16 protein-coding genes and 1 pseudogene are annotated in these 18,883 nt (G+C 72.4%); 11 read left to right on the plus strand and 6 right to left on the minus strand.

Annotated features, from left to right (window positions below):
* The first annotated feature begins 109 nt into the window (after positions 1-109).
* Entirely contained in the window at positions 110-1,411 is a 1,302-nt protein-coding gene (locus tag E2C04_RS01625; protein ID WP_135831277.1) for an AI-2E family transporter, read from the plus strand.
* A gap of 33 nt (positions 1,412-1,444) precedes the next feature.
* Here the strand turns inward: E2C04_RS01625 and E2C04_RS01630 are convergent, their stop codons facing one another.
* Positions 1,445-2,944 (minus strand): carboxyl transferase domain-containing protein, encoded by a 1,500-nt coding sequence (locus tag E2C04_RS01630; RefSeq protein ID WP_135831278.1) that lies wholly within the window; start codon positions 2,942-2,944, stop codon positions 1,445-1,447.
* 207 nt (positions 2,945-3,151) lie between these two features.
* Between E2C04_RS01630 and E2C04_RS01635 the strand changes: the two genes are divergently transcribed.
* The 5 genes and pseudogenes from E2C04_RS01635 to E2C04_RS19040 form a co-directional block, all read left to right on the plus strand.
* Positions 3,152-4,273 (plus strand): ABC transporter substrate-binding protein, encoded by a 1,122-nt coding sequence (locus E2C04_RS01635; protein ID WP_135831279.1) that lies wholly within the window; start codon positions 3,152-3,154, stop codon positions 4,271-4,273.
* A 1-nt stretch (position 4,274) separates the two neighbouring features.
* The gene (locus E2C04_RS01640) at positions 4,275-5,102 is read left to right on the plus strand and encodes an ABC transporter ATP-binding protein (protein WP_135831280.1); all 828 of its coding nucleotides are present in this window, start codon (positions 4,275-4,277) and stop codon (positions 5,100-5,102) included.
* On the plus strand, positions 5,095-5,934 hold the full coding sequence (locus E2C04_RS01645) for an ABC transporter permease (RefSeq protein WP_135831281.1): 840 nt from the start codon (positions 5,095-5,097) through the stop codon (positions 5,932-5,934). The genes E2C04_RS01640 and E2C04_RS01645 overlap by 8 nt, the downstream gene beginning before the upstream one ends.
* A gap of 78 nt (positions 5,935-6,012) precedes the next feature.
* Positions 6,013-7,350 (plus strand): LLM class flavin-dependent oxidoreductase, encoded by a 1,338-nt coding sequence (locus E2C04_RS01650; protein WP_135831282.1) that lies wholly within the window; start codon positions 6,013-6,015, stop codon positions 7,348-7,350.
* Positions 7,351-7,567: 217 nt separating this feature from the next.
* Positions 7,568-8,635, plus strand: a pseudogene (locus E2C04_RS19040) (amidohydrolase); the annotation flags it as partial.
* A 373-nt stretch (positions 8,636-9,008) separates the two neighbouring features.
* Here E2C04_RS19040 and E2C04_RS19045 read toward each other — a convergent pair.
* From E2C04_RS19045 to E2C04_RS01670, 5 genes are all read right to left on the minus strand, one after another.
* Positions 9,009-9,209, minus strand: coding sequence for a helix-turn-helix domain-containing protein (locus tag E2C04_RS19045; protein WP_238694540.1), 201 nt, complete (start codon positions 9,207-9,209; stop codon positions 9,009-9,011).
* Between the two features lie 125 nt (positions 9,210-9,334).
* On the minus strand, positions 9,335-9,559 hold the full coding sequence (locus E2C04_RS19050; RefSeq protein ID WP_238694389.1) for a hypothetical protein: 225 nt from the start codon (positions 9,557-9,559) through the stop codon (positions 9,335-9,337).
* Between the two features lie 5 nt (positions 9,560-9,564).
* The gene (locus E2C04_RS19055; RefSeq protein WP_238694390.1) at positions 9,565-10,191 is read right to left on the minus strand and encodes an RsbRD N-terminal domain-containing protein; all 627 of its coding nucleotides are present in this window, start codon (positions 10,189-10,191) and stop codon (positions 9,565-9,567) included.
* Positions 10,192-10,208: 17 nt separating this feature from the next.
* Entirely contained in the window at positions 10,209-10,529 is a 321-nt protein-coding gene (locus E2C04_RS01665; RefSeq protein WP_135831284.1) for a hypothetical protein, read from the minus strand.
* Positions 10,530-11,022: 493 nt separating this feature from the next.
* Positions 11,023-11,859 (minus strand): ABC transporter ATP-binding protein, encoded by an 837-nt coding sequence (locus E2C04_RS01670; protein WP_158630554.1) that lies wholly within the window; start codon positions 11,857-11,859, stop codon positions 11,023-11,025.
* A 243-nt stretch (positions 11,860-12,102) separates the two neighbouring features.
* Here E2C04_RS01670 and E2C04_RS19060 point away from each other — a divergent pair, with 243 nt between their 5' ends.
* The 5 genes from E2C04_RS19060 (at position 12,103) to E2C04_RS01690 (ending at position 18,781) form a co-directional block, all read left to right on the plus strand.
* Positions 12,103-12,744 (plus strand): FAD-binding oxidoreductase, encoded by a 642-nt coding sequence (locus tag E2C04_RS19060; protein WP_238694391.1) that lies wholly within the window; start codon positions 12,103-12,105, stop codon positions 12,742-12,744.
* 35 nt (positions 12,745-12,779) lie between these two features.
* Positions 12,780-13,217 (plus strand): 2Fe-2S iron-sulfur cluster-binding protein, encoded by a 438-nt coding sequence (locus E2C04_RS19065; protein ID WP_238694392.1) that lies wholly within the window; start codon positions 12,780-12,782, stop codon positions 13,215-13,217.
* A 446-nt stretch (positions 13,218-13,663) separates the two neighbouring features.
* Entirely contained in the window at positions 13,664-14,512 is an 849-nt protein-coding gene (locus tag E2C04_RS01680) for a fatty acid desaturase family protein (protein WP_338088797.1), read from the plus strand.
* A 144-nt stretch (positions 14,513-14,656) separates the two neighbouring features.
* A complete protein-coding gene (locus E2C04_RS01685; protein ID WP_135831286.1) occupies positions 14,657-14,884 on the plus strand; it encodes a hypothetical protein in 228 nt (75 codons plus the stop codon).
* A 105-nt stretch (positions 14,885-14,989) separates the two neighbouring features.
* A complete protein-coding gene (locus E2C04_RS01690) occupies positions 14,990-18,781 on the plus strand; it encodes a carboxypeptidase-like regulatory domain-containing protein (RefSeq protein ID WP_135831287.1) in 3,792 nt (1,263 codons plus the stop codon).
* Positions 18,782-18,883 lie beyond the last annotated feature (102 nt).

An 18,883-nucleotide genomic window follows, 5' to 3' on the forward strand; every position in this document is an offset into this window, starting at 1 on the left:
CGCTGATCCGGGAGTCCTGAGGCCACCCGGTGGCCCGAAGACTCCCCGATGACCTCGCACCACAGAGCGCCGCCGCGATCCTGCTCGCCTGACCTGACACACTCACCCCATGTCCGACAAGACCCACAGCGACGACGCCCACGTCGAGCCCGGCACCCGCGACGCCGAGCAGGCCACTGCCGAGATGGTGAGCGAGGCTCCGGTCGGTCCCCGCAAGGAGGTCGTGATCGGGCAGGGCATCGCCTGGACCGCCACGTGGAGCGCCCGCTGGATCCTGATCGCGATCGCCCTGGTGATCGTCGGCGAGGTCATCGGCAAGACGTGGAGCATCCTGATGCCGGTGGCGCTCGCGCTGCTGGTCACCGCCGTCCTCGCGCCGATCGCCGGCTTCTTCGAGCGCCGGGCGAAGTTCCCGCCGTCGCTGGCCGCCGCCGCCACCCTGGTCGGTGGCGTGGGCCTGGTGACGTGGGGCATCTTCCTGATGGCGCCCTCGGTCGCCAGCCAGAGCACCGAGATCGCCGACGACGCGGTCAAGGGCATCGACGAGCTGCAGAAGTGGGTCCGGGACTCCAACCTCTTCAACAAGGACCAGATCGACGACTTCCTCGCCGCCGCGCAGAAGAAGCTCAGCGAGTCGGCCGACGTGATCGCCGGAGGCGTCCTCACTGGCGTCAGCGCGGTCACCTCGGCCCTGATCAACATGGTCGTCATCGCCTTCCTGGTCTTCTTCTTCCTCAAGGACGGCCGCAACTTCCGCCCCTGGGTCCGCAGCGTCACCGGCCCCTCGGTCGGCGAGCACCTGGTCGAGCTGCTGGGCCGCATCTGGGCCACGCTGGGCGGATTCATCCGCACCCAGGCGCTGGTGAGCGGCATCGACGCCGTGCTCATCGGCATCGGCCTGGTCGTGATCGGCGTGCCGCTGGCCGTGCCGCTCGCCGTGCTCACCTTCTTCGGCGGCTTCGTCCCGATCGTCGGCGCGATCGCCGCCGGCGCGATCGCGGTGCTGGTCGCCCTGGTCTCCAACGGTCTCACCGGCGCGCTGTGGGTGCTGCTGCTGATCGTGGCCGTCCAGCAGATCGAGGGCAACCTGCTCTCGCCGATGCTGCAGTCGAAGTCCATGAACCTGCACCCGGCGATGGTGCTGCTCTCGGTCACCCTGGGCAGCTCGCTCTACGGCATCGCCGGCGCCTTCCTCGCCGTGCCGGTCGCCGCCGTGCTCGCCGTGCTCTTCCGCTACCTGCTGGAGCAGGTGGACCGCACGGTGGCGCGGGGTGGCAAGACGCCGGAGCCGCGCCCCGACGAGGACGAGGAGGAGCCCTACAACCCGCTGGTCAACGTGGGCGAGAAGGTCGGAGCCCTGGTGACGAAGGTCCGTGCGCGTCGCGCCGACCGCCACGAGCGCGAGGCCTGACGCCGGCCCGGTCCGCAGCCGAGCGGCTGCGGCTCAGCCGACCCCGCCGTAGCGAGCCGCGCGTACGTCCGGAGCTCCCGGCCCGCGCGCGACGAGCGCGGCCAGCTCCTGCTCGAGCACCTGACCCATCCGCCGGCAGAAGGCCTCGGGCTCGTCGGCCGCGTCGGGGCGCTCGGCCACGATCCGGTCGACGGTGCCGCGCGCGTGCAGGTCCTGCGCGCGTACGTGCTGTGCCCTGGCCATCTCGGGCGCGTGGTCGGTGGTGCGGTGCACGATGGCGCTCGCGCCCTCCGGTGGGAGCGGGGAGAGCCAGGCGTGCTCGGCGGCCACCACCCGGTCGGCCGGCAGCAGCGCCAGTGCGCCGCCGCCGGTGCCCTCGCCGAGCATCAGGCAGAGGGTCGGCGCATCGAGGGTGACCAGGTCGGCCAGGCAGCGGGCGATCTCGCCGGCCAGCCCGCCGTTCTCGGCGTCGGCACTGAGCGCCGCACCCTGGGTGTCGATCGCGGTGACCAGCGGCAGGCCGAGCTCGGAGGCGAGCCGCATGCCGCGGCGCGCCTCGCGCAGTGCGCCGGGCCCCATCGGGTGGTCCGGGGTCTGGCCGCGACGGTCCTGGCCGAGGAAGACGCAGGGTGAGTCGCCGAAGCGCACGAGCGCGATCAGCAGGCCGGGGTCGGACTCACCCTGGCCGGTCCCGTTGAGCGGCACGACGTCGGTCGCGGCGTACTTCAGCAGTCGTCGGACGCCGGGGCGGTCGGGGCGCCGGGAGCGGGTGACCGAGTCCCACGCGTCGATCTCGACCGTCAGGTCGGCGTCGAGGTCGGGGTGCTGCTCCGGCGGGGTCGGGTCGGCGTCGGTGCCGCGCAGCTCGATGATCGCCAGCGCGCGGTGGACGATGTCGCTGATCTGCTCAGGCGGCACGACGGCGTCGACGATGCCCCGGGCGAACAGGTTCTCGGCCGTCTGGACTCCCTCGGGGAACGGCTCGGCGTAGAGCGCCTCGTAGACGCGCGGGCCGAGGAAGCCGAGCAGGGCGCCGGGCTCGGCCACGGTGATGTGCCCCAACGAGCCCCACGAGGCCATCACGCCGCCGGTCGTGGGGTGGCGCAGGTAGACGAAGTAGGGCAGGCCGGCGACCTTGTGCGCGGCGATCGCCTCCGCGATCCGCACCATCTGCACGAAGGCGACGGTGCCCTCCTGCATGCGCGTGCCGCCGGAGACCGGGGCACCGAGCAGGGGGAGCCGCTCGGCGGTGGCGCGGCGGATGGCCCGCACCAGGCGGTCGGAGGAGGCGGTGCCGAGCGAGCCGGCCAGGAAGCCGAACTCGCTGGCCAGGACGGCGACGCGACGCCCGTGCAGGGTGCCCTCGCCGGTGATGACGGACTCGTCGACGCCGGACTTCTCGGCCGCGGCGGCGAGCTGCTCGGCGTACGCGCCGGTCGCCGCGGAGTGGTCGGGGGCGCTGTCCCACGACTGCCAGGAGCCCTCGTCGAGGACCAGGTCGATCAGGCCGCGGGCGGTGAGGCGGGTGGTCATGCGGCTCAGCGTAGGGGGGGCGCCGACCTCTGGGCCCTGCTCGGGCCCGGGTCGCGGGAGACGGTCGTCACCTCTCGGTGGGCGGACAGTCGTCTCACGATGCGACATGGAGTGGTGGAGGACTGCCGCTTCTGACAAAGTCGAGTAAGTCACTCAATATTGATAGTAAACCGACCTGCGTGGTCTCGCTCCGGAAGGAAACTCCCCATGCCCCTGCAGTGGCTGCCCCCGCGTCGCTCGCGCCACCGTCGTACGAGGCCCCGTCTCACGGTCCGCCTCGCTGCCGCCATCGCCACCCTCGGGCTCGGAGCGACCATGACGGCCTGCGGCTCCAGCGGCGCCCAGACCACCGAGGACGGCAGGACGGTCATCCGCTACCAGTCCTCGGCGGGTGCGGTGACGATCCCGGAGATCGCGGCGGAGCTCGGCTACCTCGACAACATCGAGCTCAAGCTCGTCGGCGAGACCACGGGCGGTCCGGAGAGCCTGCGGGCGCTCGCCACCGACCAGGTCGACATCGCCAACGCCTTCCAGGGGGCGATCGCCAAGGTCGTCTCGACCGGCGCCCCGGTCAAGGCGGTCGTCGCTTCCTACGGCTCCGTCGGCGAGGTCAAGCAGTCGATCACGGTGCGTGACGACGGCAGCGTGAAGAGCGCGAAGGACCTCGTCGGCAAGAAGGTCGCGCTCAACACCCTCGGTGCCAACTGGGAGGCGGTGCTCGACACCTACCTCGCACAGGAAGGACTGACCCCGGCTGAGATCGAGAAGGTCACCCTGGTGCCGCTGCCCGCCAACGTGCTCGAGGCGTCGCTGCGGGAGAAGCAGATCGACGCGGCCTTCCTGAGCGGCCCCGCGCTCGAGATCGCCCAGGAGCGCCCCGGTCTCACGGTGCTCGCGACCGACCTCGACGTCGTCGGCCCCTACACCGGTGGCTCCTACGCCGTGCACGAGAAGCTGCTCGAGGAGAACCCGGAGGCGGCCGAGGAGCTCGTGGCCGGCATCGCCAGGGCGATCGAGTGGACCCAGACGCGCTCGGTCGAGGAGGTGCGGGAGTTCGTCATCGACTTCCTGACCGAGCAGGGCCGTGACGACGCCGTGCAGACCATCAAGTTCTGGCACGGCACCGGCATCCCGTCGGCCGGTGGCTGGCTGCGCGACAAGGACTTCTCGATCTGGCTCGACTGGCTCGAGGCCTCCGGCGAGGTCGACCAGGGCTCGGTGGAGATCGAGGACATCTACACCAACGAGCTCAACCCGTACGCCGACGAGGCGGCCTTCATCGACGGCTACGAGGCCGCGCAGGGCAACGGCGAGAGCGAGGAGAAGTGACATGAGCAGCAGGATCGAGCTGTCCGGAGTCCGTCAGACCTTCCAGGTCCGCAGCGACACCGACAAGCAGCTGCACGAGTTCGTCGCCCTCGACGACGTCGACCTGACCATCGCGGCGGGCGAGTTCATCACCCTCGTCGGGCCGTCGGGCTGCGGCAAGTCGACGGTGCTCGACCTGGTCGCCGGGCTCACCCGCCCGACCGCCGGCCGGCTGACCGCCGACGGCGTCGAGATCACCAGGCCCGGACTCGACCGCAGCGTCGTCTTCCAGCAGTACACGCTGCTGCCGTGGCGCACCGCTGCCGGCAACGTCGAGTTCGCGCTCGAGGCCAAGGGCGGGATGTCGAGGGCCGAGCGCCGCGAGCGGGCGCTGGAGGTGCTCGACCTGGTCGGCCTCGCCGACTTCGCCGACCGCCACCCGCACGAGCTCTCCGGCGGCATGAAGCAGCGCGTCGCCATCGCGCGCTCACTCTCCTACGACCCGCAGGTCCTGCTCATGGACGAGCCGTTCGGTGCCCTCGACGCCCAGACCCGCGAGCGCCTCCAGGAGGAGCTCATCGGCATCTGGAAGCGGCTCGGCACCACGATCGTCTTCATCACCCACGACATCGACGAGGCCGTCTTCCTGGGTCAGCGCGTCGCCGTCATGAGTGCCCGCCCGGGCCGCATCAAGGCCTTGGTCGACGTCGACCTCGACCGCTCCGGCGGCGCCGACGTCGACATCCGCTCCACGCCGCAGTTCGCCCACCACCGCCACGAGATCTGGACGCTGCTGCGCCAGGCCAACCGCCGCACCAGCACCGCCGAGGGAGTGACCAAAGTTGCCTAGTCTGCTGAAGGAACGCACCGAGCCGAGGCTCAACCCGCGCCAGGAAGCCTCCGCCGGGGTCAAGCACGTCTCGAAGTACCGCCGCAACGCCGCGCGCTGGGGACGCGGAGTCATCGGGGTCCTGCTGCTCGCCGCGGTGTGGGAGGTCGCGCCGCGCCTGGAGATCGTGCCCTCGTACGTCGTCTTCCCGCTCTCCGACGTCCTCGTGGCGTGGTGGGAGCTCGTCGAGAGCGGCCGGATCTGGGGCCACCTCGGGCCGAGCCTGCAGCGCTCGGCGATCGGCTTCGGGCTGGCGGTGGCCACCGCGATCCCGCTCGGCACCGCGATCGCCTGGTACACCCCGGTCCGCGAGCTGCTCACGCCCGTGCTCGAGATCTTCCGCAACACCGCGGCGCTGGCGATCCTGCCGGTGTTCATCCTGGTCTTCGGGATCGGTGAGACGTCGAAGGTCGCGATCGTCCTCTTCGCCTGCTTCTTCCCGATCCTGCTCTCGACGATCACCGGCGTCGCCACCGTCGACCCGCAGCTGCTGCGCTCGGCCAAGGTGCTCGGCCTCTCCCCGGTCACGACCTTCCGCAAGGTGGTCTTCCCGGCGGCCGTGCCGCAGATCTTCACCGGCATCCGGATGGCCGGTGCCGCCGCGATCCTGGTGCTGATCGCCGCCGAGATGATCGGCGCCACCGCCGGCGTCGGCTTCCTCATCACCTACAGCCAGAACAACTTCCTCTACCCGCAGATGTTCGCCGCGATCCTCACCACCACCGCGCTCGGACTGATCGTCAACGGCTCGCTGGTCGCGCTCGAGAAGCGCCTCTCCCGCTGGCGCGTCTGAGCCGCGCCCGAGCCGCGTACGCCCGTCCCCGCCGCCCCGCCACCCGTCGCCCCGTCCCACCTCTGAGAGGACCACCCCATGCCGAAGCCCACCCGCCACCTCGCCCTCAACGCGTTCCTGATGAGCGCGGGCCACCACGAGGCCGCCTGGCGCTCCAACGCCACCGAGCCCGACGACTACCTCTCCCTCGAGCACGTCGTCGCCCTGGCGCAGACCGCCGAGCGTGGCCTCCTCGACTCGATCTTCTTCGCCGACGTGCCGTTCCTCGGCCACCCGGACCGGCGCCCGTCGGAGTCGCTCGACCCGACCGTCAAGCTGGCCGCGATCGCGGCGGCGACCTCGCGTATCGGCCTGATCGGCACGGCCTCGACGACCGTCGAGGAGCCCTACAACCTGGCCCGCCGCTTCGCCAGCCTCGACCGGCTCAGCAAGGGGCGCGCCGGCTGGAACGTGGTCACCACGGCCACCGACCAGGTGGGCGCCAACTACGGCATCACGCAGTGGCCGGGCCACGACGAGCGTTACCGGCGGGCCGACGAGTTCGTCGACGTCACGCTCAAGCTGTGGGGCTCGTGGCGCGACGGCGCCGTGGTCGGCGACCGCTCCGAGGGGGTGTGGGCCGCCCCGTCGCTGGTGCGTCCGATCGACCACCACGGCGAGTTCTTCGACGTCGCCGGGCCGCTCACCGTGGGCCGCAGCGAGCAGGGCCACCCGGTGGTCGTGCAGGCGGGCTCGTCGGGGCCCGGGATCGCGCTCGCCGCGAAGTACGCCGAGGCGGTCTTCACCGCGCAGCGCACCATCGAGGACGGCCGCGCCTTCTACGCCGAGCTCAAGGCGGCGACCCGCAAGGCCGGGCGCAACCCCGACCACCTCAAGATCCTGCCGGGCATCGTCACCGTCCTGGGCGGCACCGAGGCCGAGGCGAGGGCGAAGGCCGATGCGCTCGACGACCTCATCGTGCTCCGCCACCCGCACGAGCAGCTGGCCCACGCCACCGGCCTCCCGGTGGAGCAGCTGCCGCTGGACGAGCCGCTGCCCGCCGCGGTCAGGGCGCCCGACGACAACACGGGCAGCCGCTACGCGCTCACCCTGGAGCTGGCCCGCCGCGACAACCTCACCGTGCGTGAGCTGCTGCGCCGCCTCGGCGGCGGCCGCGGCCACCGGGTCTTCGCGGGTACGCCAGAGCAGGTCGCCGACACCATCGAGCTGTGGTTCACCACCGGCGCCTCCGACGGCTTCAACGTCATGCCCGCGACGCTGCCCGACACCCTGGAGGAGTTCGTCGACCACGTCGTGCCGATCCTCCAGCAGCGCGGGCTGTTCCGCACCGCGTACGAGGGCTCGACGCTGCGCGAGCACTACGGGCTCCCGGTCCCCGGGCGCGAGGACGTCGCCGAGGTCTCCCGAGCAGGCTGAGACGCGGCCGGGCGTCCCGCGCGAGGAGTGCCGGCGCGGGCGCCCGGGGTCGTACGCTTCTCCGGTGCTGCTCCGCAACGTCCGCCCCGTCGCGCGGGGCCCGGGGAGGGCGTACGACGGCGAGCCCCTCGACCTCGACCTGCCCGGCGTCGGTGAGCCCGGCCAGGTCGTCGACGCCGACGGTGCGTGGGCCGTCCCCGGCCTGTGGGACGCGCACGTGCACCTCGGCCAGTGGGCGCTCGTCCAGTCGCGGCTGGACACCTCGGCGGCCGACTCGGTGGGGGCGGTGCAGGCGGGCGTACGACGTCGGCTCGCCCAGCGCCCCGGGCAGCCGGTCATCGGCTTCGGCCACCGCCCGACCGCCTGGCCGACCCTGCCGACGACCGCCGACCTCGACGCGGTCACCGACGTGCCGGTGGTCCTGGTCGCCGGCGACGCCCACCACGGCTGGCTCAACTCGGCCGCCCAGCGCGCCCTCGGCCTGCCGGAGCGCGACGAGGTGGTGAGCGAGGACGAGTGGTTCGACGTCTTCGGCCGCCTCGGGGAGACCTTCGGCTCCGAGCGCGTCGGGCCCGACGACTACGCCGCCACGCTGCGGACCGCCGCCGGGCTGGGGGTGACCGGCGTCGTCGACTTCGAGTTCGGCGACGGCCCCGCCGCGTGGACCGAGCGCTGGGCCGGCGCCGACGTGCTGCGGGTGCGCACCGCGACGTACGCCTCCGGCCTCGACGACGTGCTGGCCGCCGGGCTGCGCACCGAGGACGCCCTCGACGCCGCCGGCCGCCTCACCGTCGGACCGCTCAAGATCATCAGCGACGGCTCGCTCAACACCGGCACCGCGTGGTGCTGCGAGGCGTACGCCGGCACTCCCGCCCTGCCCTTCGGTGAGCCGAACCTGCCCGTCGAGGAGCTCACCGAGCTGCTGGCCCGTGCCCACGCCGGGGGCCTGCAGGCCGCCGTGCACGCGATCGGTGACCGGGCGGTCGGCGCCGCACTCGACGCCTTCGCGGCGACCGGGGCGCGCGGGTCGGTCGAGCACGCCCAGCTGGTGCGCCACGAGGACGTGCTCCGGATGGCCGAGCTCGGGATCCGCGCCAGCGTGCAGCCCGCGCACCTGCTCGACGACCGCGACCCCACCGAGCAGCAGTGGCCGGGGCAGGGCGGGCGCTGCTTCGCGCTGCGGTGGATGCGCGACGCCGGGGTCGGCCTGGCCTTCGGCTCGGACGCGCCGGTCTCCCCGCTCGACCCGTGGCTGGCGATGGCGGCGGCCGTCCACCGCAGCGCCGACGAGCGCGACGGGTGGCACCCGGAGCAGTCGCTGACCGCCGCCGAGGCGCTGGCCGCCAGCGTCGACGGCGTACGCGACCTGCGTGAGGCCCGTGACGTGGTGCTGCTGGCCGACGACCCGCTGCGGTTCGATTCCGGGCCGGAGGCGGCGGCGCAGCTGTTGGGAATGCGGGCAGGTGGTGGCGACGTACGTGGACGGTCGGGCGGTGCACCCGGCCTGAGCGCGCTCCGGAAGGAAACTCCTTCCGGAGCGAGGGAGCCCACGCTCACCCCACCAGATCCGGCGGGGAGTTTCCTTCCGAGGCGAGCCTCACCCCCAACGCGACTTCAGAGGCGAGCCTCACCCCCAACCCGACCCCCCGAGACGCGCCTCACCCCAACGCAATCGTCGCCCGCCGCACGAACTCCGGGTCGTCGAGCTCCTCGCCGTAGGCCTCCCGCAGCTGGCCCATCCGGTAGCGGACCGTCTGCGGGTGCACGAAGAGCGTGGCGGCCACGGCGTCACGACGCCCCTGGTGCAGCAGCCAGGCCCGCAGCGTCTCGACCAGCTTCTCGCGGGTCGACCCGCTCATCCCGGCCAGCGGCGCGAGCACCTGCTCGCGCAGGTCGCGCAGCGCGTCGGGGTCGGCGGTGACCACCAGGTCGGCCAGATGCGCCTCGGTGTCCAGCGTCGCCGAGCGCGACTCGCGCTCAACGCTCAGCGCCCGGCGCGCCCGCTCGTAGGAGCGCGCACCTCGAGCCACGGTCGCGTCGGACCGACCACGGCACCGTGCCCGGCCACCGCGCGCAGCAGCACCGAGCGGTGCGCGTCCGGCACCAGCAGCACCGAGCGCTGGCTGCGGCTGGCCGGGTCGTCGACCAGCAGCGAGCTGGGGGCGATGAGCCCGAGCAGCGCCGACCCCTGGGCCTCCGGCACCAGCACCGCGGTCAGCGTCTCGGGCGGCTCCCACTCCGCGCGGGAGGCGAGGGGGCGACCGCCTCGGGCGTCTGGCCCTCGACCAGCGCCCGGGCGAGCGCGTCGAGCATCCGCTGCCGGGCGCGGCCCGACTCGTTGGTCTCGTCGCGGTGACCGGTGGCGCTCTGGTCGGAGAGCTGGTCCATGTAGGCGAAGACGAGCTCCGCGTACGCAGCCACCGTCGCCGAGTCGACGCCGGCGCCGACCAGCCCCACGGCCATCTGCCGCCACGAGACCCGCGAGCCGACGCGGTAGGCGGCGAGCAGCGCCTCCATCGACCGTCCGGAGCGGGCCTCGCCGCGGCCCAGCTGGTAGGCGCCGTCCATCGAGGCGGCCGCCGGCCGGTCGCTGCGCCGGTCGCCGCGCGCGCCGAGCTGCACGAAGCCACCCAGCGCGAGGGCCACCGCGTCACGGATCACCTCGCCCATCGGTCCGCTGAGCGCGTTGGCGTAGGTCGGCACTTCCGCGATGATGGCGGCGACGGCTGCGTCGGCCACCGACGGCAGCTCGGCGGTCAGCTCCTCGACCAGGTCGGGGGGCAGGGAGAGGCGCGGCTCCTCGGGGTAGCGAGCCATGGAGTCTCCGCTGCTGGTGCTCATCGAGGTCAAGGTACGCCTCACCAGGCCTGGCTCGTACGCCGACGGGTGAGGCTGCGGCGTCCGTGCAGCCAGAGGGCGAGCGCCCCCAGCGGCACGGCCCACAGGGCCATCCCGGCGAGCGCCGCGACGGCGCGCCCGGGGGTCGCCCCGGCGCCGGCCACGTCGTGCGCCAGCAACGGCGGCGACAGCGCCACCAACGCCTCGGCCAGCCACGCCACCGGCCGCGGCAGGTAGCCCGCGACCGCCGAGGCGGTGATCGGGACGACCGCCCACCAGCCCAGCAGGGCCAGGGCTGCGCCGACCGGGTGGTCGACCGCGATCCCGACCATGGCTGCCAAGGTGCAGAGCATGGCTCCGGCGACGGCACCGCACAGGACGCCCAGCGCCACTTGGCCCGCCGCTGCCGGCCGGCGGCAGTGTCGGCCGCCGCGGCTGCGACCGTGCCGACCAGCAGGGCGACGGCACCGGTGTGCACGCCCGCGACCGAGGCGACGGCGGTGAGGCGGGCAGCGTACGAGCGGGAGCGGTCGGGGGTGAGGGCGAGCGTCGTCGGTCCGGCGCCACGGCTGGTGTGGGCGCCGGCGTGCAGGGCGGCGCCGACGGCGAGGACGAGTGCGGCGGCCGCGACCCCCAGCGCGACCGGGGCGCCGACGCGGGTCGCGAAGGGCAGCGCGCCGAGGCCGAACACGAGCCCGCCGAGCAGGCTGGCGACCAGTGCCGGGACCAGCCCGCCCTGGCGCAGGAGCCGGCGCACCTCGGCCCGCAGCACCACCGCCCAGGTCTGGGCGGGTGGGCGCAGGTCGGCGGGCAGCGGGGCGAGCGGGGTGAGGCTCACGCGGCGCCTCCCGAGCGGCGGGCGAGGGTGGAGAGGTGGGTCAGGCCGGGGGCGTGGTCGAAGGCGACCCGCCCTACGGCGGCGGGCTCGGCGTGCACGACGGCGCCCTGCCCCTCGCGCACGACCTGGAAGCCGCGCTCCTGCAGCGCCCCGACGACCAGCTCGAGGTGGTCGGACTCCACGTAGCTCATCGTCTCGTCCGCGGTCTGGAAGCTGGCCCGCGGCCCGGAGCACACGACGCGGCCGCGGTCGAGCATCACGACGTGGTCGGCGACGGGGGCGACGTCGCCGAGGCGGTCGGCGGTGATGAGCACGGCCCCGCCGCGGGTGGCGGTCGCCCGGACGATGCCGTGCAGCCACGCGGTCGAGTCGGCGTCGAGCCCGCGGGTGGGCTGGTCGAGGAGCAGGTGGTGCGGGTCGCCACTCAGGGCGGAGGCGATCCCGAGGCGCTGGCGCATCGCCGGGGTGCAGTCCTTGATGCGCCGGTGTCGGGCGCCGTGCAGCCCGACGCAGGCGAGCAGGTCGTCGACGCGACCGCGGGGGAGCCCCTGGAGCGCGCAGACGTGGGCGAGGTGGCTCTCCAGGGTGAACTCCTCGGGCAGCCAGTCGTCGGTGAGCTGCAGCCCCACCAGTGCACCGGGGCGCCGCGCCTCGGCCAGCGGGTGCCCGTCGATGAGCACGCGGCCGTGGTCGGGGCGTACGAGGCCCGCGATGACGCCCAGCGTCGTCGTCCTGCCCGCGCCCGTGCTGCCGACCAGGGCGGTGACGGCACCGTCGGGGACGCCGAAGCTGACGTGGTCGAGCGCCCGGTGGGAGCCGTAAGTCTTCGTCACGGAGGAGACGGTGATCATCGGCCTGCCTCGCTCTCCTCGCTCTGGTCGCGGTGGGGTTCGCGCAGTCGTCACCCGGGTGGAAGGTGCTCGGCACGCTAGTGAACGAACTCGCCCTCAGGGGTGTGTCTCATCGTGATCGGCGTCACGACGCTTGCCTATTTTGTTCAATAGAGACAGTTCTCGCCAGTAGGTTCACTGGATCTGGTCAGGAATCTAGCCCGGTGGGCGGTGCACCATGGAGGCATGCCCTCGACGATGGACCGCCCCGGACGCCTCCGCGACCGAGCCATCCGCCTGGTGGAGGCCGCGACCACCCCGTTGCTGCCGGCCGACTACCTCGACCTCTTCGCCCCGCTGCGCCCCGGCGCCGAGCTCCGCGGCCGCATCGTCTCGGTGCACCCGGAGACCGCCGACGCCGCGACGATCGTGATCAAGCCCGGCGCCGACTGGGCCGGCCACCAGCCCGGCCAGTACACCCGCATCGGCATCGACGTCGACGGCGTACGCCAGTGGCGCGCCTACTCGCTGACGCACGGCCCGCGCACCGACGGCCTGATCTCCATCACCGTCAAGGCGGTCGCCGACGGCGTCGTCAGCCGCCACCTGGTGCACGACTGCCCCGTGGGCAGCATCGTCCACCTCGAGCAGGCGGCCGGCGAGTTCGTCCTGCCCGACCCCGACGGCGGCAAGTTCCTGATGGTGACCGCCGGCTCCGGCGTCACCCCTGTGATCGGGATGCTCCGCAACCTCTTCCCGGTCGCCGACTCCGGTGCGGTGCACCTGGAGCGCAGCAAGAACTTCGACATCGTCGTCGTCCACGTCGCGCCCAGCGAGCCCGACTCGATCTTCCTGCGCGACCTGCAGGCGCTCGACGCCGCGGGCTGATCCGCCTCGTCGCCCGCTACGACGACGTGCACGGCGTGCTCGACGTCAACACGCTCGACCAGCTCGTCCCCGACCTCGCCACGCGTACGACGCTCGCGTGCGGCCCGTCGGGCCTGCTCAACGCGCTCACCGAGCACCACGAGCGTGCTGGCGTGCCGCTCGTCATCGAGCAGTTCCGCACCACCCGCGTCGAGCCCGGCGAGGGCGGCACGCTCCACTTCGCCAGGAGCGACAAGGAGCTGGTCGTCGACGGCGCCACGCCGATCCTCGACGCCGCCGAGGACGCCGGGATGCTGATGCGCTCCGGCTGCCGCATGGGCCTGTGCATGGGCTGCCTCATCCCGATGACCGAGGGCACCGTGCGCGACCTGCGCAACGGCGAGCTCACCACTGCCATCCCCGGCGAGTCCGGCACCGTCAAGGTCCAGACCTGCGTGAAGACCGCCGCCGGGCCCTGCCACTTCGATCACTGATCCAGACAGCCACCGCTGAAGGAGACACACGATGACCGTCATCCAGAACAAGAGCGACAACCCGATCGCCCACCTGTCCAAGGCGCAGATCGAGGAGCTCGGCCGCGAGCTCGACGCGATCCGCCAGAAGATCATCGACTCCCGTGGCGCCGACGACGCGGCGTACATCCGCAAGGTCATCAAGACGCAGCGCTACCTCGAGATGGGCTCGCGCGGCGTGCTCCTCTTCTCGGTCTTCCCACCGGCCTGGGTGCTGGGCACCCTCGGCCTGAGCGTCTCGAAGATCCTCGAGAACATGGAGGTCGGCCACAACATCCTCCACGGCCAGTGGGACTGGATGCGCGACCCGAAGATCCACTCTTCGACGTGGGAGTGGGACAACGTCACCCCGTCGGAGGCGTGGAAGCACAGCCACAACGAGGTGCACACACACCTACACGAACATCGTGGGCAAGGACAACGACCTCGGCTACGGCATCATGCGCGTCGACGAGGACCAGAAGTGGTACCCGATGTACATCGCGCAGCCGGCGTGGAACTTCATCAACGCCTGCTTCTTCCAGTACGGCATCGCGGCCTACGACCTCGAGCTCGGCAAGAACCTCAAGCGGTCGAAGGACAAGCGTCCCGCCGACTTCGACGACCAGGTCAAGCAGGTGCTGGTCAAGATCCGCAAGCACATGACGCGCGACTACGTGATCCACCCGGTGCTGTCGATCCCGACCGGCTCGTTCCTGCCGACGATCGCCGCCAACCTGGTCGCCAACTGGGCCCGCAACGTGTGGAGCCACTCGGTCATCATGTGCGGCCACTTCCCCGAGGGCGTCGAGACCTTCGAGAAGGACATGCTCGACGACGACGAGACCCGCGGCGACTGGTACATCCGCCAGATGCTCGGCTCGGCCAACATCTCGGGCTCCAAGGCCATGCACATCATGACCGGCAACCTGTCGCACCAGATCGAGCACCACCTCTTCCCCGACCTGCCGTCGAACCGCTACGCCGAGGCCGCGGTCGAGGTGAAGGCGCTCTTCGAGAAGTACGGCCTGAACTACCTCGAGCGCCCGCTGGTCCCGCAGATCTACTCGGCCTGGCACAAGGTCGTGCGCCTCAGCTTCCCCAACGGCTGGCTCGAGACCACCACCGTCAAGAACCTGCCCAAGCAGGTCGGCCTGCTGGCCAAGATGGTGACCGGCGACCGCAGGACGCGTCGCCTCCTGCAGCGCCACCTCGACAACCAGGCCCGTCGCAAGGCCGTCAAGGTCGAGAAGGCCGAGGTCGTCGAGGCGGCCTGACGCCACCTCGTACGCACGCAGCACGGAAGGTTCGAGTCACCAGGTGGCTCGGACCTTCCGTTGTTTCCACGCGGCCCACTGCCGGGCGCGACCACCGGCGTGAGAGGGTCGTGCCGCACGACGAGCACGAGGAGCGAGGGCGTCATGGGTGAGAGCACGGAGCAGGACCGGCAGGCGGCAGGGCGTACGCCCAGGCGTGCGAGCCCCGTCGCGAGCGTCGCGATGCTGCTCGTGGCTGGCATCGTGTGGTTCTTCCTGCACAACCTGGCCGACCTGCACTACGCCGTCGACCTGCTGCTCGCGGCCGTCGCCGGCGGCATCGCGGGCTTCGTCGTGCAGGAGGTCGCGGGCAGGCGCCGCGGCCAGGCCTGACCGAGCCCACCGGGGGAGCTCGTCGTCCATCCGGACGAAGTTCCCCATTCCGGGCGTCTGTGTCGGCGCTCGCGTCTAGCCTCCAGACGTCACGTCGGGTGCGTCATGGAGGTCGCATTGTCCCTGTCAGCCGCTTCACGACACTGGATCACGGCGCTGTCCGTCGGTCTGGCGTCCTTCGCCTTCTCGGTCCCAGCCGCCACGGCAGCACCCTCGGGTGGCGAGGGCGACGGGTCCTCCGTCACCCGCCTGCTGGCCACCGGCACCCGTACGACCGACGAGGCCGAGCGCCCCACCGACGAGGACCTCGCACCGCGCGACCGTGCCGCCCGCGTCGAGGCGGAGAGGCTCGACCAGCCCTTCGGTGACGAGCCCGAGGAGACCACGCCGAGCGAGCTGCTCGACGAGGCGGAGCGGGTCCACCGCGCCCTCCAGCGCCGCGACGTCGGGCGGGTCGCGAAGGCGCAGCAGGGCCTGACCGGGTCCTCCTCCATCTCCGGCACCGTCACCAACGCGTCCGGCGAGGGTCTCGAGCAGGTCTGGGTCGGCGTCTTCCGCGAGCACCCGGAGCTGGAGGAGTGGGAGAGGTGGGAGTGGCTCCCCGGCACCATGACCGGGGCCGACGGCACCTTCACGGTCGGCGACCTCGAGGCAGGCAACTACCGACTCAGCTTCTCGCCCTCCGACCCGTACGCGAGCGAGTACTACGACGACGCCCGGACGTGGCGCGACGCCACCACGATCACGATCGGCTCCGCGCAGGCCCTGACCGGGGTCGACGCCGAGCTCGCCCTCGGGGCCGAGGTGGAGGGTGTGGTCTCCGCCCCCGCCGGCAGCGACCTCTCCTCGGTCTGGGTCCACCTGCTGGAGTGGGACGACCAGGACCAGTTCTGGAGCCCGACCTTCTCCACCACCGTCTCCGACGACGGCACCTACCGCCTCTCGGGGGCGGCCGCTGGCGAGTACCGCGTGCTCTTCTCCCCGCAGAGCAGCGAGCTGCTCGAGCGAGAGTACTACGACGGGGTCGCCGACGTCGACGCCGCGACGCCGGTGACGCTGCGAGCCGGTCAGGTGCAGGCGGGCATCGACGCCGACCTCGTCCGCGCCTCGACGATCACGGGCCGCGTGCAGCTGCCGGCCGGCTTCTCCCCCGAGGACGTCAACGTGGTGGCCTACCGCGACGGCGAGGGCGAGGACGACTGGGAGTGGGCGGGCTCCACCATGCCGGCGCTCGACGGGTCCTACCGGCTTGCGCTCGAGGGCGCTGGCCGCTTTCGGGTGCGGTTCGACGGTCCCGACGGGATCGTCACCGAGTACTACGACGACGCTGACCTCTTCGACGACGCCACCGTGATCGAGGCCGCCCAGGGCGAGCAGGTCACCGGCATCGACGCGACCCTCGAGCAGGGCGCCAGCATCGCCGGAGTGGTCTCGGGGCCCGGTGGTCCCCTGCAGGACGTCACCGTCGCCGCCTACGAGGTCACCGGCGAGGGTGACGACCTCGACTGGGAGTGGGTGGGCTCGGCCGAGACCCGCGCCGACGGCAGCTACACGGTCCTGGGACTCGGGGCCGGGCGTCACCGGGTCCGCTTCATGGACGGGACGGGCCGCCACCTGTCGGAGTACTACGACGACGTGGCGAGCATCTACCGAGCCACCGACCTGACCTTGGCGCGCGGCGCGTCCCTCACCGGCATCAACGCGAGGCTGGCCGTGGCCGGCCAGATCACCGGCCGCGTCACCTCCGCCGACGACCCCGAGAGCCTCGAGGTCGTGGCCCACCGCCTGGTCCAGGACGAGGACGGCCCCTGGTGGTCCGAGGACGCCTACGCCTCCGTGGACGAGACCGGTGCCTACACCCTCGGCGGCCTGCCCACCGGTCAGTACCGCATCGAGTTCTACTCCTACGGCGACAGCGTCGGCGAGTTCTACGACGACGTCCCCACCCTGGAGGAGGCCCGGACGATCTCCGTCACCGCCGGCTCCACCGTGAGTGGGATCAACGCCAGCCTCGAGGTCGGCGGCGTCGTCACCGGCCGGATCACCGTGCCCGTCGGCACGGACACCGACGACCTCGCCGCGCGCCTCTACCAGTGGGACGCGAGCGACCCGGAGGACCCGTACTGGCGGCGTACGAAGACCGCGTGGGTCGACGAGAGCGGCACCTACCGCGCGTCGGGGCTGCGGGCCGGCGCCTACAGGGTCGAGCTCTCCGACGACTCCGGAGCCCTCGAGCCGGTGTGGTTCCGTGACGCCTCGACGGTCGAGGCCGCCCAGGACGTCGTGGTGGCGCACGGTCGGGAGACCACCGGGATCGACGCCACCCTCAAGCCGTGGGCCACGCTGTCCGGCGTGGTGACCGGCCCGGTCGGCGAGGACGTGGGCGGTGTCGAGGTCCAGGTCTGGGAGCACGGCGCCACGCCCGCCCAGGACGCGTGGTGGGATCCCGTCGGCCACGCCACGACCCAGGAGGACGGCTCCTTCACGGTGACCGGCCTGCGCGCCGGGACGTACGCCGTGGAGTTCCGCACCAACGGCCGGCTCGCCGGTGAGTGGTACCAGGACGCGGCCGACCGCGCGAGCGCGGCCGCCGTGCGGGTCGCCGCCCACACGGCCGTGACCGGCATCAGGGCCACCCTCGACCTGGGGTCGACGGTCCGCGGCCGCGTCACCTCGGCCAGCTCTCCTGTCGGCGACGTCCGCGTCTCCGTCCTGCAGGAGCGACGCTGGGACGACTTCTCCGAGTGGGAGCGGGTCTCCAGCTCCTACGTGGGCCAGGACGGCTCGTACGAGGTCGGCGGCCTGCGTGCCGGCACCTACAAGGTCGCCTTCGAGGACCAGGAGGGTGACCTACTCGACGAGTACTACGACGACGCCCCCACGATCGCGCAGGCCAAGGACGTGGTGGTCGGCACGCGCACGACGGTCCAGGGGATCAACGCCGACCTGGCGCGCGCCAGCACGATCTCGGGGACCGTGCGCGGCACCTTCGACGTCGACGGCCTCGAGGTCGTGGCCCTCCGCCTGGTGGACGGCGAGTGGGAGTGGGCGTGGAGCGCCTCGGTCCGCGAGGACGGGACGTACACGATCGGCCGCCTGGCCGCCGGCACCTACCGCGTGCTCTTCCGTGACTGGACCTCCGGCAACGTCTCCACCTACTACGGCGGCGCGCTCGACGTGGAGTCCGCGAGGGACGTCCGGGTGGGCGTCGAGCAGGCCCTCACGGGCATCGACGCCACCCTCGTCCCGGGCGGGAAGGTCAAGGGCTCGGTGACCGTGCCCGACGGCGTCCGCGTCACCGGCGTCAGCGTCACGGCCTACCGCAAGGTCGGCAGCGAGTGGCGGGCCGACGTACGCGCCGGCGTGAACGCGGACGGGACGTACGAGGTCAAGGGCCTCGCCTCAGGGACCTACCGGATCGGCTTCGAGCACGGCGACGACGCCGTCGTCGACGAGTTCTACGACAACGCCGCCACCGTCGAGCAGGCCAAGGACGTCGTCGTGGCCGACCGCGCCACGGTCTCGGGGATCGCCGCGGCCCTGTCGACGACCCCGCCGACCGGCCCGAAGCCGGAGGACCCGAAGCCGCAGGACCCTGCTCCGGCGCCGAAGGTGATCAAGCTGGTCAAGGCACCCAAGCTGTCGGGCACCGCCAAGGTCGGCAAGACCCTCAAGGTGTCGAAGGGCACCTGGAAGCCCGGGCAGGTGACGGTCAAGTACCAGTGGTTCGTGAAGCAGGGCAAGAGGTGGGTGGTGGTCAAGAAGGCCACCAGGCCGTCGCTCAAGCTGACCAGGACGATGAAGGGCAAGCAGGTGCGGGTCCGGCTGACGGTGAGCGCGAAGGGCTACAGGACGCTCGTCCACACCACCAAGGCCTCGAAGAAGATCAGGAAGTGAGCGGCCGGTGGGGCCGTGACGTCGTCGGCCCCCACCGGTCCCCGACGACCTATCCTCGACGCATGCGACCAGCCCCTCGTCCCGTCCCGCCCGTCGTCATGA

This window comes from Nocardioides daphniae (assembly GCF_004777465.1).
In the GTDB taxonomy this organism is placed as follows: Bacteria; Actinomycetota; Actinomycetes; order Propionibacteriales; family Nocardioidaceae; genus Nocardioides; species Nocardioides daphniae.